Genomic DNA, 14,857 nt, shown 5'->3' on the forward strand with positions numbered 1-14,857 from the left:
CGCTTTATTAAGTTAGCAAGGTTAAAACGGTTTGTCAAGCGTTTTTGGAATTTTGTTTTGAAAAGATTTTGGCTTGACTTCTCTATCCCTTGTGACATAAGCGTTTTAGCTCCCAAAATAAAGTTTTTAGTTTTCTTGTGATGGTTAGCTCTAGAGTTTTTACTAGGGTGATTTGGTTACTGGATGACGATATAGGGGGAGGGAATTGCCTGAATCTGCCCCGATCGCACGAGAGCTTGGTAGATGAAAGCGGCAACTTCGGCTCTGGTGGCGGGCTGATTAGGATTTAAGAGTTTTAGGTTTGGATAATTGACGACCATACGGTTCTCAGTTGCAGCCGCTACACTGTTGCGAGCATAGGCAGGGATAGTGGTTGCATCTGAATAAAGTTGCAAGGTTGTATTAGCAGGTTTAGTTGGTGCATAACCCAAGCCGTTAGCCAAAGAAACGAGAATTTGCACACGGGAAATATTTTCGTTGGGGCGAAATGTGGTAGCGGAATAACCAGACATAAATCCTGTGGTGTAGGCTTTTTGAATAGCAGTAGCTGCCCAGAAAGTTGAAGCCACGTCTGTAAATTTGGCACTACTGCGAACGGTTTGCTTGTTCATAGCTTGGCTGAGCAATGCTGCAAACTGCGCTCTTGTGACAGGATCATTAGGACGAAAACTACCATCAGGAAAGCCTTTAATAATGTTTCTAGAGGCTAGCTCTTGGATAAAAGTTTGCGCCCAATAGTTGTTAGGGACATCTTTGAAAGCAACTTGAGCTGTAGGGGTAGTAGGGGTAGATGGTGATGTAATTGGTGAGGTGGGCTGGACTAGATCGACTGAGCCTTGAACACGCTTAGGATCAACTTGGTTGCCGATCGCTACAACGGTGACTCCAGAGGCATTGTTGATGTCAGTTTGTTTATTGTTTTGAAAAATATTTTGACCAGGATTTGAGGTTGTACCAAGATCGACAGTAGGTTGTCCTCTGCGATCTTTCAAAATTACTAATCCGTTTTCTTGATTATTGGCAATGAGATTATTGCGAAATGAGGGCATAGATAGGTTCGAGACAACAATGCCGCCTCGGTTGTTGACGATGCGATTAGAGACTACAGCGACCTTGGAGTTTTGCCCGATCGCTAATCCAAACCCAGTATTGTCAAAGGTGTTGGACTGGATTAGCCCTGTGCTTGTCCCAAGGGCGGAGAGTCCATTAGCCCCATTTTTAGTAAAAATGTTGTTGGTGATATTTGCGGAAGTTGCACCTGTGAGGAATACACCGTCATGAGTAGAATTAGCAAACGTATTGTTAGTAATGGTGACGTTTTGGGCAGATTCTAGCCAAAGAGCATAGCCTCTGGGATTCTTATTGGTGAGGGTAATGCCTTCAATGCGAGAACCGCTTGCGGCTAGTAATGCGATATTTTGTTGGGCAAAGGTAGGGCTAACGAAGCGATCGCCTCCTGAAACAATGATTTCTTGCCCTTGATTAGTAGGGTTGCCCCGCAAAGTTACACCTGAGGGAATGATGAGGGGAAATTTTTCACCCGTTTCGGCTGAATAAGTCCCAGAGGCTAGCTGAATGATTGCCCCACTTTGCAGATTTTTATTGAGTGCGGCTGTTAGCGATCGCAGTGGTTGATCAGCCGAGAGTCCTGAGTTAGCGTCTGAACCGTTAGGGGAAACAAAGATAATGACATTGGCTTGGGCAACTTGCAGAGTAGTTGGTAAAGTTGTGTTAGCTGTGGTGACATTTTGAGCGATCGCAGACTCAGTTAATGTGACAATTTGAGATAGTCCAAAAGTAAAAAGAAATGCAAGTCTCAGAGATGTCCGTGAAAATGACATAAATTTATCCTCTACAATTTATTTAAGTCTCAAATTTTTAAGTCTTGGATATGCCGAGCTTGACGTTAAGCACCTCAAATAGTTTCTTGAGATGTTTAGTGCAGTAGCTACCAAAACTCCAACTAAATATACAGCCAAGTTTTAATTTTGGTTTTGCACCGATCGAGGTATTTGTGAGTTCACTTCCTGTTCCATCCCATATCCACTATGAGCTTTTACTTCAGTTGCTGGAACGTCAGACCTTACCAGCGTTACACTCTGAGATGAAGCAACAGCATATGGCAACAAAGATGAATGTTTCTAGAGAGCATCTTCAAGCAGCCATTATTAATCTCCGTAAGGCTTTTGCTTTGCAAAAGCAGGTTGAAGATCTATGTGAGTATCATGGTATTCAAGTTTCTTATCGTTGGTCTCTAAGTGAGTCAGAGCAAGAGATGGGGAAATCATTAAAAGAAATTTCTAATCCATCGAAGGATTCATAGGATTCTAAGAACCGATTGTTTATGGCGCGTTCGCCGCGCCATAAACAATCGGTTCTTTATTCTTAGCCCACCAAAGAAAAAACATCGCAAAGCGATATTTTTTCTTTGGCATTTTTTGTGAGATCGTAATTGTGACGAAATTGTTACAATAGAAGAAATTTATTTATAAATATTTATGGTTCAGGCTGCATCGACTACTTTTTCGCGTGAAGATTGGCAAAAGGGATATGAGTCACTGCGAACTGAGCAGGCTTATTGGATCGATGAGATCGAGGGACAGATCCCTCTAGAACTAGAGGGGACTTTATTTCGTAATGGTCCTGGACAGCTTGATATTAACGGGCAGAAATATGGACATCCCTTTGATGGTGATGGCATGGTCTGCGCGATCGCCTTTAAAGATGGCAAAGCACATTTCACAAATCAATTTGTAAAAACACCTGAGTTTATTGCTGAGCAGAAAGCAGGCAAAATTTTATATCGGGGCGTATTTGGCACACAAAAGGCTGGGGGCTGGCTGAGTAATATCTTTGATTTGCGAAACAAGAATGTTGCTAATACAAATGTGGTGTATCAGGGCGGGAAGTTGTTGGCTTTGTGGGAAGCAGCACGTCCCTATTCACTTAATCCTCAAAGTTTGAATACTTTGGGGCAAGAAACTTTTGATGGGAAGTTAGCGGCGGGGCAAGTTTTTACAGCGCATCCCAGACGAGACGATCGCACAGGTGATTTATGGGGCTTTGGGGTACAACCAGGACCAAAGTCTACGATTTCGATTTATCGGGTTACCGATCAGGGTGAATTATCGACGGAATCTCAGGTTAAGGTTTCAGGATTTTGTTTCTTGCATGATTTTGCCTATACGCCAAATTATCGGATTTTCATGCAAAATCCTGTGTCTTTTAAGCCTTTACCCTTTATGTTGGGCTTAGCGACTGCGGGGGAATGTATAGAATTAAAGCCAAATTCTCCCAGTCAGTTTTTACTAATCGATCGCCAAGGCAATTTACAAACCATTGAAACTGATCCTTGTTTCGTGTTTCATCATTGCAATGCCTATGAAGAGGGTGACGAAATTATTGTGGATTCAGTTTGTTATCCTGACTATCCCAAGCTGGAACCAAATACGGATTTTCGAGAGATTGATTTTGACAAGGTGATTGCAGGGCAGTTATATCGCTTTACGATTAATCCCAAGCTTGGAACAGTAAAGCGCGAACTGATCTTAGAGAGATCTTGCGAGTTTCCTGTGGTGCATCCCCGTTGTGTGGGGCAAAAATATCGTTATGCCTATATTGGCGCGATCGCCAAGGAATCTGGCAACGCACCTTTACAAGCGATCGCCAAAGTCGATATGCAAACTGGCAAGCAAGAATTTCATAGTTTTGCGCCACGCGGTTTCATTAGTGAGCCGATTTTTGTACCCCGCGATCGCAGTAGCAATAGTGCTGAGGACGCTGGCTGGGTGCTAACTTTAATTTTTGATGCCGCACATAACCGTTCAGATTTAGTAGTACTAGATGCTCAAAATATTACTGGTAAGCCGCTGGCTACCTTACATTTAAAACATCATGTACCTTATGGCTTGCATGGTAGCTTTACTCACGAAGTCTTCTAAAAAAAGCGGCTCTTAGAGCCGCTTTTTTTTTAGAAAAGATCTAGAGGAAAATGCCCATGGGTTCCGCTATAACCATCAGTGAAATCTGTATGCAAAGATATCAATACACCACGATATTCACCTTTGTAATTGTCAACATGGTAACGACGACTGCGGGGGTTGTACTTAAGATATACGCCATCAGTGATTGCAGGTAAGTCTGCTTCAGGTAACTCGTAGCGAAAATTAGCCGCATAACTTTTTAAAGATTGAAAAGCTGCGTCTGTAGTGTCAGCACAGATCCCAAAAATGTGATAATCAGCCTGTTTAGTTAAGTAATCTAAGGCTTCGCAGATCTGCGATCGCCGTTCTAAAGTTGCCGATTCTCGATCTAAGTCGCTTAGCTCCCAGAGAATACGTTCAGCATCGGCGACGGTTAGATTATTGCTCATGGGTTTCTAAGTTAAGGAGGAGCTAAATTATATTATGAACATTAACGAAGAAATTGCTCGCTTACGCGATCTCTTGCCTGCATCTTGGCGGATGACCACATCAATTAAGTCAAAGCCAGAGCAGACTGAACTGATCTCAAGTTCACAAATATTTCCTTGGCAAAAAGGAACACAAATAGACATAAATTTTCGCCTATGGCGACAACTACCTGAAGCCCAAAGAGATCTATTACTCTTGCATGAAATAAGCTGGCGACAACAGACAAAATGGCTACAAATAGGAACCTATCAAGGTGTAGCTGCCATGTCTTTAGTGGGAGGAATTGTTGAGGCAACGCAGGGAGATGTTACAGGAATGGCGATCGCCATATTACTAGGAACTATCGGCATCAATCAGATTTTACGTAAGAATAAAAGCTCACAAATCCAAACACAAGCTGATGGGGAAGCCCTTGAAGTTGCTCAAAAACGCGGTTATGGTGAAGCCGAGGCTGCTAGAGCGCTACTTGAAGCTATTCCTGCGGCGGCAAAGTTAATGGGACGAAACACACCTGAATTTACAGAATTAATCCGATGCCAAAATTTACGGGCGATCGCTGGTCTATCAAAAACCACTATTCCTGAAACAGGCATCAATGATTTCTAAATAAACGTGAGTTCGGGATAAACTACAAAATTTTAGGAGGGTTTGCGCTGCGAAGTCCCTCTAGGAGCTAGTTTGAAATTAACCCGAACTGAGGTTAGTTTTAGACATAGTACTGAAAAATAAAATTAGTAATCCCAAATATAAAATCAATTTTGTGCTAATATTTATACCTTTATAAGCTTAGGTTATGCTGTACTCAGCACATTCAATCCTCAAAATAGAATATTTCTTATGAGTAGTTGTAGAAATGCGCTAGAAGAATTGGTAATCGAAGAAGCAGAGGCTCAGTACAAACGCTTAGGTGCTGATGTAAAAAAGCGCGTAGATCTTAGTGAAGTAATCGCTTATACCCTAAATCGCTTACCACCAATGTACGCAACTACTCAGCGCGGCTGGGTACAACAACGAAAAAAAGCCGACCAAGAGCTAGGTGCGGCGATCGCCAAAACAGTCCGAAATGGATTTCTGAGTACACAGAGCGATGTCTTAAGACAAAATGATCCAATTCCCGATCATGAACTGATCAGTCAGGCGCGATCGCTTTTTAAGTTACGCAAGTTATTTAGTAAAGACTATCTCAAATGGAAAGATGTTCCCGAGATTGTCAGAGATGCTTTGGATTCAGGATACTATCAGAGTCTTTCTAGTGGTACATATGTAAGCCTTGATAGGCGCAATTCTCTTTTAGCCCGTAGCTACGCAGTAAGGCGCAAGACAACAAAAATTGTGCAAAACACATCAAGCTCAACTAAAACTGAAAAAGATATTTCCGCAGAGATTAAAGACTTTGAGTCTTATATGTCAGGAACTATTTATCGATATAGCAATATTCTTGAAAGTCTGGTAACGGCGATCGTTGAGCGCCGAGTCAATCGACTTGATGAAGGAGTTCAGCAAAAAATCAATATTGATGATGTAGCAGCCTACGTTCTTAATCGCTTGCCACCAATGTATGCCACTAGTCGTCGTGGATTACAAAATTTGCGACAACGGGTCAAATCTGAGATGACAAGCCAAATTATCAGCATTGTCAAGGAAGCTCTAAATAGAGTCGTTCAATCACCTGAAAGGGCTTTGTCTCCTCTACCTTTTGAGAAATTCAACATTGAACTAGAAGATGCTTTAGTCCAATTACGAGAACTGCTCAAAAGAGATGATGTTACATGGCGAAATGTTGCTGAAGTTGTTGAAGAATGTTTAAGAGCGCCCAGATCTGATTATCCAGTTTGGCGAGCTAAGCACGATGTCTAATAACGATTGCTATAGTAGCAATAGTAAATTTATTCACTACTGAATCAAAATAATTAATATGCTTAGCCCTATTTTGCAAACTAAGATCGAGAGTCAGATCAGCAACAATAAAATCATGCTCTACATCAAAGGCACTGCTCAACAACCTCAATGTGGATTTTCAGCAGCCGTCGTGCAGGTTTTTAATACCCTAGGACAGCCCTATGAAACTGAAAATATTCTTGAAGATGGCGAATTACGTCAAGGTTTGAAAGAATTCTCCAGTTGGCCAACTTTTCCCCAAGTTTATATCGATGGTGAGTTTGTCGGTGGTTGCGACATCGTGATGGAACTAAATAATCGCGGTGAACTCGCTACAATCGTGCAAGAGGCAATCAGTAAATAAAAAAGGGGCGCTTTGCGCCCCTTTTTTATAAAACATTTGATAGCGCTTTCTTGGTTCGTTTCCAAGCCCAAGAACCAAGCCCAAATACAATCAGACTTAAAACAATTAACACTATTTGAAAACCAATCTGTTGCTTGCCACCATTGTGGACACCAAATACACCTGTTAAAAAATCTAGAGAAACTGCAATCACTGCAAGCGGCAAACTAGCCGCTATGTTTTCTCCATTGTTTAATAAGCCAAAAACCTTGCCGCGCATATTTTCAGGAGTATGTTCTTGAATTGCCGTTCGCATCGGAATTACGATTAAGGCTCCATTAATACCAATAAAACCACCGATTAGCCAAGCAACCCATTGATTAGTCACAAAGGCAAACATTAATAAACCGATCGCCATACCAATAAAACCAATAAATGGTAGAGGGCGATGGATAAATTTTTTCCCAAATTTTCCTAATATCAGCGCACCGATCGCTAAACCCACCCCAACTGACGCTACAAAAGAGCCAAATTCTTCACGATTACCTGTAACCACTTCAGCAAGGTTAAGTGACAGTTTTTGCATGGCTCCTAAAACTGCGTATAACAACACTAACTGCAACATTGCGCCACCAATTAAGTGATTGTGGCGCACATATTGAAAGGCATCTCTTAAATCAGTCCATACCCCTGATCCGACTTTTTTAGGATGGATAATCTCATCTTTGGGTAAAGCAAACAGAAAAAAGCCCGATATCAAATAGAGACTACCTAGTAAAACTTCACGACTGTAGGCTCTGGCTTCAGGGAAAAGCCCTAGGGTAAATCCCAGCAGTGGTGCGCCGATCGCAAAGCCCACAATCAAAGATCCTACTTCTGTAACCGTAAATAGGGCGTTGGCAGGCAAAAGATCGCTTTTGGGAACAACTAGGGCGATCGCTGATTGCTCAGCAGGCGCAAAAATATTCGTAAAAGTGGAAATAATGAAGGTAATCAGCAGCAATATTGGTAAAGAACGCGGGGCAAAGGGAATAACAAACAGACAAGCTGCACGCAAAAAATTACATAAAATCAATACCTCACGCTTAGGATTCCAATCCACAAAAATCCCTGCGATCGATCCCAAAAACACCGCAGGCAAGGTCATCGCAATCATGATCGATGATTCCCTAGTATTCACATCACTGCCACCATCAGCGACAGCAAGGGCAATCAACAAAATCAGGACAACTTTATCAACTAGCTGAGCCAATATTTGGGCGAGCCACAATGCCAAAAATTGACGATTACGCAAAACTGCTAAATAGCCAGCAGTTGGATTTAGATCGGGTTGAGACATCAATTAAAGTAGCTAAAGTAGCATTCAGATAAACATTGTATAGCGATACGAAAGGCGGCGCGAACCGCCGCCTTTCATAATTTTGATTACGAGATATAGTTTAAAATAGTCTGAGAGAGAGGGATTCAGATATATTCATGAGAATTGCCTCCTTGATGTCCCCAGTTTTTCCTGACGCTTGGAATCGAGATCAGGGCGATCGCTTTTCCCTCTAGCAAATGGAATAACATCTGCCACCGACATTTCTCTAGCCGAACGAATTAATAGCGCGGCAATAAATAAGCAAGATAGCGTTGAGCTACCACCATAACTTAAAAAAGGAAAGGGTAGCCCCGTTGTTGGTAAAACCCCAGTAGCCACACCCACATTCAAAATTGATTGCACCACAATTAGCGATGTTGAGCCAAGGGCAATCAAGCGAATCACAGGATCTTTGCATTTATAAGTCACCGATAGCCCAATCGTGCCATAAATCATCACTAGCAATAGCAAACAAATTCCCCCAAGCAAACCAAATTCCTCTGCAAAAACCGCAAAAATAAAGTCGGTATATTGAATCGGCAAGAAGAGCTTTTGCTGAGACAAGCCAAATCCAGTTCCCCAAAGACCACCAGAGCCGATCGCCATTAAACTTTGCGTCAACTGATAGCCATCTCCTGCTTGGTCTTGCCAAGGATCGAGAAATGACATAATTCGCCGCCGTTGATATTCTCGAAATGAGACACTAACTACTGCAACACAAGTACCTAAAGCCGCAGTTCCAAGAAGTTGTAGACTTGGCAGTCCAGCGCCTAGGGCAATCAACCATAGCGTAATCCCACAAAGAGCTGTCACACTCAAACTAGGCTGCATCAAAATGCCCCCCAGTACTAATAAGAATACCAACAACCATCCAATCCTTGCTTTCCAAGGAGTACGATTCCAATTTCCAAAAAGCTGTGCTGCTTGCAAAATCAGAAACGGCTTGATTAGTTCTGAGGGTTGCAATAGGAATGAGCTTGAGCCTACTGATAACCATCTTGTTGCAGCATTACGTGTTGTCCCTATTCCTGGAATATGCGTTGCATAGAGCATTGCCAGAATAATGAACAAAAAGATTGGGCTGATTTTGAGCATAAACTTTAACGGCAAATGCACGATCGCATTAAAAATCAATAAACCAATCACAGCCCAAGCCAATTGATATTTGAAATATAACGTGCCATCTTTAAAAGTAAGATCCGCTACGGGATAGGAAGCTGAAAAAAGGACTGCTAAACCAGCGAACAGCCATAAGAAAGTCAGCCATCGAAGGAGCCGAGCTTCTGTCGCCCATTTATCCACGGTGCGGTCAAAAAATGGAAATACCTGAAGAATCTGGAAGAGTTTCACGGCTAAAGTGGGGGACTTAAGGTTTTTTGATTGCTATACGCTACAAGATAGCTTGCAATATTTTTGTTACGGTTTTCGTGATGCTATTTTAACCACGATTTTTCGCGATCGCTGAAAACAAAAATTATTGGCTCAATAGGTATATCGGGCAGGTAAAAGAAAAAGAAGAATTTACTAATATTATAGCGAAACACAGAAGCAGGTATCACGATCACGATCCTGATTGTGAGCTTAACCCATCTAATCGATGATGAGAAATGTTACGCAACAGTAAGTCAGACGAGATGGAAAAAAGGAGTAATTGGCGATCTAATACCAATTCACGAAAGTGTGACAACACTTTCGTGAATTAAAAGCCAAACCCGATAAGGGTTTTAAAAACACAAAATGGCTACACCATTTTGTGTTTTGGTATAACCTACACAATATTCGCAGAACGCCATCAACCAATATGGATTTAGATATAGCAACGCAAGAGATAGATAGGACAAATCAAACCCAAAAAGATGAGTGGCGGCGCGAAGCGCTGCCACTCATCTTTTTGGGTTTATGTCCTAAGCAAAACTTACATTTCTATATTATGTCTGTATTTGATGGGATTAAACTTATCTGGCCCAGTCTAGTTTGACGAAGTATATCTGACTGCTAGACACAAAGGTAAACCCGAAAAAGTTAAAATTGGGGGCGCAAAGGGATGCGTAATCACCTCAAATGAGGGCAGGGGAAACTTGAAAAAGAAAATCCACCCATCTTGAGTCTTTAGATTTTGATTTTCCCTAACTATCTCTTTTATTTCTATAAAACCCTAATATTTTTGTTAAAAGTCTTGCTTTGCAAGACTTTTAACAAAAATATTAGGGTTAGCCTCTGAAAGCAGTCAATTTATGACTGGATCTGCTACATTAGTCAGCGTCCAAACTGTGAGGATTCATACTTATATGAGTACTAAGTTCTCGTGGCTAGCTTCATCCCTAGTTGCAGCATCAACACTGCTAGCTAGTGGTGCTGCCTTTGCCGATCCCCTACTTACAGATCAAGATCAATATCCTCGAAACTTTCCTGCAACCTACCCACAGGCGCAGACCAAAGTTTTAGATATGACTTCTGATCCTAACTTACCTAATGCCTATATTCAAACAACATTTAGGGATCAATGGATTGAGCGGCAATCTAACGCTTTTAGAGCCATGAATCGAGAAATGATGGACTTGCAAACTCTTAGCGATGCGACTATTCGCACTCGTGATTTGCCCAGTCCTTATTGCTCATCTTTACTAAGTGAAGGATTTAATGCTTGTGCGGCTCCTGAAGAGCCTGCTCCTGCGGTTCCTATGCCTAGGATTGAAGTTCCAGCGGCAGTTCCGTCTCGTCCTGTTCCTGCCTTGTGGTAATCATTGTTATTACCCTAAATAAGTTTTTTGTGTTGAGTCTCAAGTAAAACCCCAATAATAAAGGCGGCGCTAAGCGCCGCCTTTATTATTAAGTTCGATATAGCCATTTGCGGCGTGCTTCGCACGCCGCAAATGGCTATATCGAACTCACGTTAAGCTAAAAAATTTTAGAAGCCAAAACAGTAAAAGCCCCGCAAAGCGAGACTTTTACTGTTTTGGCTTCTAGAGAGGGTTCACAGGTTAAACATTGTGAGGCGGCGCTAAGCGCCGCCTCACAATGTTTGGGTTTTATGTCCTAACAAGAATAACGACAGTTGTGTTACTCACTTTCAGGCAAATTTTCATTGAGAGGGCGAATATTTACAATTGTGCCACCCATCCGAGCGATACTCCGCATTTGTTCATTCATGCGGTTATATGGCACTTGAATAAAGACGTTATCCATAGGGCGCATTGTGTAGTTAAAGTTTGTAGGTTGCTTGTACTGATTAAGCCCAGATACTTCATAGACAAAAAAGCGAGTATCTGTGGTGGAAGTGGAAGGTGTCATAAAAATAAATTTTTAGTTGTAAATTGTTTAAATGGGATTTACGGTTTTCAAGTTGTCATAGACAACTTGAAAACCATAATATTACTGAGCGATCGTCACACTAGCGACTTTACCGCCCATCTTATTGATGCGTTGCAAGGTGCTGTTCAACTGCTCATAGGAAACAATGTATTCTCTGTTGACGCGGCGAACTTTTGGATATCTTTGTAAAGTGGCTGCGGCAACTTCGATACGATAGAGCCGATCGCTTGATCCTGTGGAAGAACGCCCAAAAGCGCGAGTAGGCATGGAACCTTTGGCTGGACGATAGGCCCATCCGTCGTTGCTGCCAGAAGCACCAACGATCGCGGAAGCACTATTTTGAGCAAGCTCAGCCGCTAGTCTGGAATTATTGCCTTCAAGTTGAGCGCGATCGCTGTTAGCGTATCCACGATAGAGGCGGAACATTCTGGTAAAGCCAACGGTTCTATCGCCAACTTTATTCTCAAAACCACGATAGTAAGGTACTGTCGCATCACCAAAATTCGCTTCGTATTCATCAGAATCAAGGTAGGAATCAATATCGGCATCAAAACCTTCATTTTGATAGCGATCCAGATGCTCCACTACTTCAGCTTCGCTATAGGGAGCGCGTCCCAAAAGATGCTTGAAGTTTAGTTCAATGACGCGGGTGTGAAAATTAGGGTAGAGAAACTTAGTTTTGTATAATTCAGACTTGGCAAGCGCACGAACAAATTCACGGACGGTGATTTGACCATTGCACAGCAGAGACTCTAATGCAGTGAGACGCTCTGATGCCATGAGGTAGTCATTACCCAATACATGACGGTAAACAGCCTGAATTACTACTTGGGCATTTTCTGGAGACCAGTTAGGACGGAGTTCGGTGGGGCTGGTCTCACTATAAGCAGAGGTTCCCAAACGGGAAGCAGCATTTGTAATCACTATATTTTGTTCTCCTTTGATATTTTAGCAAGTTAGATTTCTAGCCTTTTTTAGCTCGGCAAAGCCGAGCTAAAAAAGGAAAAAATCTTAGAGCGCTTGGCGCTGAATTAAAATTTAAATAAAATTTAAATTATGTTAAAGGTATTAATTCAATACCTTTAACATAATTTAGGTGATCACTTTAAGCAAGGGAAATTTGCGTAATGCGGCTACCGCGTTGGTTTAGTCTTTGCAATGTGGCAGAGAGTTGATCGTAGGAGACCAAGTACTCACTGACACTGCGACGAATTTGGGTAGTGCGTCCGCGATCAGCTTGGACGGCTCTGACGCGATAGACTTGTCCGCGATCGTCACCAGTAGTGCCAGATAGTGCTTGACCAAAATGAGGAGTGCGGATTGGATTAGCAGAATTTTGAGCAAGATCCGCAGTCAGCCATGTGGATTTGTTTTTGCCTTGAGCGCGATCGCTGTTAGCATAGCCACGATAAAGCTGGAACATGCGATTGAAATCTACGTTTCTACTGCCGCGTTGAGTTTCAAAGGCACGGTAATAAGGAACGATCGCTTCGCCAAAATTCTCTTGATACTCGTCTGAATCAATATAGGAATTGATTTCTGCTTCATATCCATGTTCAATATAGCGATTGACATGTTCGGTAATTTCCGCCTCATCATGGGGAGCGCGTCCCAAAAGATGCTTAAAGTTCAATTCGATAAAACGAACTTGTGGTGTGGAGGAGAAAAACTTTGTCCGATACAATTCAGACTGAGCCAAAGCTCTCACGAATTCACGAACGGAAATATTGCCACTAGCAAGCAGAGACTCGGCACTAGTTAAGCGTTCTGACAACATCAGATGCTCGTTGCCAAATACCTGTCTATAGGTTGCCGAAATAACTGACTTAATATCAGAGTCACTCCAATTCGTCCGCAATTCTACGGGAGATGAATTCACGAAAGGCTCAAATCCTAAACGGATCGCCGCAGCAGAACTTGTCATATCGAAGCTCCTTAATAAATTTTTGAAATGATTTTTTAAAATTTTCTTAGCTATATAGGCGGCTTAGAAACTATTTAAGAATTACTTTCTGGTATAAAAAACCTAAGAGATCCCCCTCAATCCCCCTTAAAAAGGGGGAAGAAGATAATTCTCCCCCCTTTTTTAAGGGGGGCTGGGGGGGGGGATCTAGACAGTTCTTAAATGGCTTCTTAGACTGCCGACCATTCTAACCAACACGAATCAATCACAGCCTTAATACAGAAAACGGTAAGCACGTCCCCTCAGGGTGTACTTACCGTCTTCGGGATTTTCTTTATTGAGATGATTTTGGTGTAGTGAATTGAGATGCAAAGATTCTCAATTTATTACTTCCTCAAGAAAATCTTAGCTGAGGGCATTGATTGCGTAGTCAATGTAGGAATTAGCTTCTAAAGCTGCATCTCCGCTCAAGCCATGATTAGCTTTGATGGATTTCAAAGCTTCAACATACCAGCTAGGAGCTAGATCGAATGCGCGGTTGATTTCGGTCAAACCACTTACTAGATAGTCATCCATAGGACCTGTGCTACCAGCAATGAGGCAGTAGGTGATCATGCGGATGTAGTAGCCGATGTCACGAACGCACTTGGCTTTACCACGAGGGGTAGAAGCGAAGTTGTTGCCTTGTTGTTGGGTGGTGTAGGGATATTTTTGGTAAACAGCATTTGCTGCACCTTCAGCCAAGCTAGAAGCTTTAGCGCTCAATCCTTTAGCAGCATCAAGGCTAGCTGCGGCTGTGCGTAGACGACCAAATGCGGCTTGCATTTCGGGAACACTGAGATAGCGCCCTTGAGAATCGGCGGTAGCAACTGCTTCGGTTAAAGGAGTTTTCATACTTAATGTACCTCTAGGAATTTATATGAGAAGTTTTGAAATTGCGAGAAAAAGAAAAAAATAAAATATTGCAAAAAGTTAATGCAAAAAATTTAATGATTAACCTACGGATGCTGCGGCTTTGTCGAAGTAGCTAGCTAGTTCTGCGATAAGAGCGCTACAGTCGCCACGGGTTACGCCATTAGGATCGTTAGCAAGTGCGATCGCTGCTGCTTTCATCTTGTCGATGCCAACTGCTACAGATCCACCAGGTACGCCCAATGCGCTGTAGGTTTCACGCAAGCCATTGAGGCAACGATCTTCCAATACGCTAGCGTCGCCAGAGAAGATGGCGTAGGTTACATAGCGAAGGATGATGTCCATGTCGCGCATACATGCGGCGATACGACGATGGGTGTAAGCGTTTCCACCAGGAGCGATGAGTTGAGGCTGATCTTCAAACAAGGCGCGAGCTGCATCTGTAACGATCGATGAAGAGCTAGCGGTGATGCGGTTAACGACATCCAAGCGCTTGGTGCCATCTGCAACTACTTGCTTCAAAGCATCAATTTGAGAATCACTTACAAAAGCTCCGCGAGTATCTGCCTGAGCAACTACTTTAGTAAAAGCATCTAGCATTTAAAGAATCTCCTTTTTTTTAAAGATGTATAAAAGCGAACTATTCCTAACCTAGCTATTGTTTTGGATATCAATTTATGCAAATATCCAACACGAATAGAATCCTTGGTCATGCTTGATTAAACGACAATCAATTT

Annotated in this window: 15 protein-coding genes; 6 read left to right on the top strand and 9 right to left on the bottom strand. The window is 42.4% G+C overall.

Annotated features, from left to right (window positions below; translation table 11 throughout):
* Positions 1-176: 176 nt before the first annotated feature.
* Positions 177-1,841 carry an S-layer homology domain-containing protein gene (locus VB775_RS03485; RefSeq protein ID WP_281006267.1) on the bottom strand — a complete coding sequence of 555 codons (1,665 nt, stop codon included), beginning with the start codon at positions 1,839-1,841 and terminating at the stop codon, positions 177-179.
* 173 nt (positions 1,842-2,014) lie between these two features.
* Between VB775_RS03485 and VB775_RS03490 the strand changes: the two genes are divergently transcribed.
* Together VB775_RS03490 and VB775_RS03495 are read left to right on the top strand one after the other, a co-directional pair.
* A complete protein-coding gene (locus VB775_RS03490; protein ID WP_281006268.1) occupies positions 2,015-2,323 on the top strand; it encodes a DUF5340 family protein in 309 nt (102 codons plus the stop codon).
* Positions 2,324-2,498: 175 nt separating this feature from the next.
* A complete protein-coding gene (locus tag VB775_RS03495) occupies positions 2,499-3,941 on the top strand; it encodes a carotenoid oxygenase family protein (protein ID WP_281006269.1) in 1,443 nt (480 codons plus the stop codon).
* A 29-nt stretch (positions 3,942-3,970) separates the two neighbouring features.
* Here the strand turns inward: VB775_RS03495 and VB775_RS03500 are convergent, their stop codons facing one another.
* The gene (locus VB775_RS03500) at positions 3,971-4,372 is read right to left on the bottom strand and encodes a DUF1824 family protein (RefSeq protein ID WP_281006270.1); all 402 of its coding nucleotides are present in this window, start codon (positions 4,370-4,372) and stop codon (positions 3,971-3,973) included.
* A 34-nt stretch (positions 4,373-4,406) separates the two neighbouring features.
* On the opposite strand from VB775_RS03500, the gene VB775_RS03505 reads away from it, so the two are divergent.
* From VB775_RS03505 to grxD, 3 genes are all read left to right on the top strand, one after another.
* Positions 4,407-5,018: a DUF3318 domain-containing protein gene (locus tag VB775_RS03505; protein ID WP_281006271.1), complete on the top strand. Its 612-nt coding sequence runs from the start codon at positions 4,407-4,409 to the stop codon at positions 5,016-5,018.
* Positions 5,019-5,249: 231 nt separating this feature from the next.
* Positions 5,250-6,269 carry a late competence development ComFB family protein gene (locus tag VB775_RS03510; protein WP_281006272.1) on the top strand — a complete coding sequence of 340 codons (1,020 nt, stop codon included), beginning with the start codon at positions 5,250-5,252 and terminating at the stop codon, positions 6,267-6,269.
* A 58-nt stretch (positions 6,270-6,327) separates the two neighbouring features.
* Entirely contained in the window at positions 6,328-6,654 is a 327-nt protein-coding gene (gene grxD, locus VB775_RS03515) for a Grx4 family monothiol glutaredoxin (RefSeq protein ID WP_094531985.1), read from the top strand.
* A gap of 25 nt (positions 6,655-6,679) precedes the next feature.
* Here the strand turns inward: grxD and VB775_RS03520 are convergent, their stop codons facing one another.
* Complete coding sequence (locus VB775_RS03520) at positions 6,680-7,972, bottom strand: MFS transporter (protein ID WP_281006273.1); 1,293 nt, start codon at positions 7,970-7,972, stop codon at positions 6,680-6,682.
* A 135-nt stretch (positions 7,973-8,107) separates the two neighbouring features.
* Entirely contained in the window at positions 8,108-9,343 is a 1,236-nt protein-coding gene (locus VB775_RS03525) for an FtsW/RodA/SpoVE family cell cycle protein (protein ID WP_281006274.1), read from the bottom strand.
* An 884-nt stretch (positions 9,344-10,227) separates the two neighbouring features.
* Here VB775_RS03525 and VB775_RS03530 point away from each other — a divergent pair.
* A complete protein-coding gene (locus VB775_RS03530) occupies positions 10,228-10,734 on the top strand; it encodes a hypothetical protein (RefSeq protein ID WP_281006275.1) in 507 nt (168 codons plus the stop codon).
* A 319-nt stretch (positions 10,735-11,053) separates the two neighbouring features.
* Here VB775_RS03530 and VB775_RS03535 read toward each other — a convergent pair whose 3' ends face one another.
* The 5 genes from VB775_RS03535 to VB775_RS03555 form a co-directional block, all read right to left on the bottom strand.
* On the bottom strand, positions 11,054-11,284 hold the full coding sequence (locus tag VB775_RS03535) for a phycobilisome linker polypeptide (protein WP_281006276.1): 231 nt from the start codon (positions 11,282-11,284) through the stop codon (positions 11,054-11,056).
* Positions 11,285-11,365: 81 nt separating this feature from the next.
* Positions 11,366-12,232, bottom strand: coding sequence for a phycobilisome linker polypeptide (locus tag VB775_RS03540; RefSeq protein ID WP_281009428.1), 867 nt, complete (start codon positions 12,230-12,232; stop codon positions 11,366-11,368).
* A gap of 178 nt (positions 12,233-12,410) precedes the next feature.
* Positions 12,411-13,229: a phycobilisome linker polypeptide gene (locus tag VB775_RS03545; RefSeq protein ID WP_281006277.1), complete on the bottom strand. Its 819-nt coding sequence runs from the start codon at positions 13,227-13,229 to the stop codon at positions 12,411-12,413.
* Between the two features lie 384 nt (positions 13,230-13,613).
* Positions 13,614-14,102: a phycocyanin subunit alpha gene (gene cpcA, locus VB775_RS03550; protein WP_094534526.1), complete on the bottom strand. Its 489-nt coding sequence runs from the start codon at positions 14,100-14,102 to the stop codon at positions 13,614-13,616.
* A gap of 99 nt (positions 14,103-14,201) precedes the next feature.
* A complete protein-coding gene (locus tag VB775_RS03555) occupies positions 14,202-14,720 on the bottom strand; it encodes a phycocyanin subunit beta (protein ID WP_190579109.1) in 519 nt (172 codons plus the stop codon).
* Between the last annotated feature and the right edge of the window lie 137 nt (positions 14,721-14,857).

It is taken from the genome of Pseudanabaena sp. CCNP1317 (genome assembly GCF_034931345.1).
GTDB lineage: Bacteria > Cyanobacteriota > Cyanobacteriia > Pseudanabaenales > Pseudanabaenaceae > Pseudanabaena > Pseudanabaena galeata.

Coding starts and splice junctions, on each gene's coding strand:
- VB775_RS03500 (WP_281006270.1), bottom strand. CDS start 4,372: ATGAGCAATAATCTAACCGTCGCCGATGCTGAACGTATTCTCTGGGAG.
- VB775_RS03520 (WP_281006273.1), bottom strand. CDS start 7,972: ATGTCTCAACCCGATCTAAATCCAACTGCTGGCTATTTAGCAGTTTTG.
- VB775_RS03555 (WP_190579109.1), bottom strand. CDS start 14,720: ATGCTAGATGCTTTTACTAAAGTAGTTGCTCAGGCAGATACTCGCGGA.
- VB775_RS03530 (WP_281006275.1), top strand. CDS start 10,228: ATGACTGGATCTGCTACATTAGTCAGCGTCCAAACTGTGAGGATTCAT.
- VB775_RS03545 (WP_281006277.1), bottom strand. CDS start 13,229: ATGACAAGTTCTGCTGCGGCGATCCGTTTAGGATTTGAGCCTTTCGTG.
- VB775_RS03535 (WP_281006276.1), bottom strand. CDS start 11,284: ATGACACCTTCCACTTCCACCACAGATACTCGCTTTTTTGTCTATGAA.
- VB775_RS03495 (WP_281006269.1), top strand. CDS start 2,499: ATGGTTCAGGCTGCATCGACTACTTTTTCGCGTGAAGATTGGCAAAAG.
- VB775_RS03485 (WP_281006267.1), bottom strand. CDS start 1,841: ATGTCATTTTCACGGACATCTCTGAGACTTGCATTTCTTTTTACTTTT.
- VB775_RS03510 (WP_281006272.1), top strand. CDS start 5,250: ATGAGTAGTTGTAGAAATGCGCTAGAAGAATTGGTAATCGAAGAAGCA.
- VB775_RS03505 (WP_281006271.1), top strand. CDS start 4,407: ATGAACATTAACGAAGAAATTGCTCGCTTACGCGATCTCTTGCCTGCA.
- cpcA (WP_094534526.1), bottom strand. CDS start 14,102: ATGAAAACTCCTTTAACCGAAGCAGTTGCTACCGCCGATTCTCAAGGG.
- grxD (WP_094531985.1), top strand. CDS start 6,328: ATGCTTAGCCCTATTTTGCAAACTAAGATCGAGAGTCAGATCAGCAAC.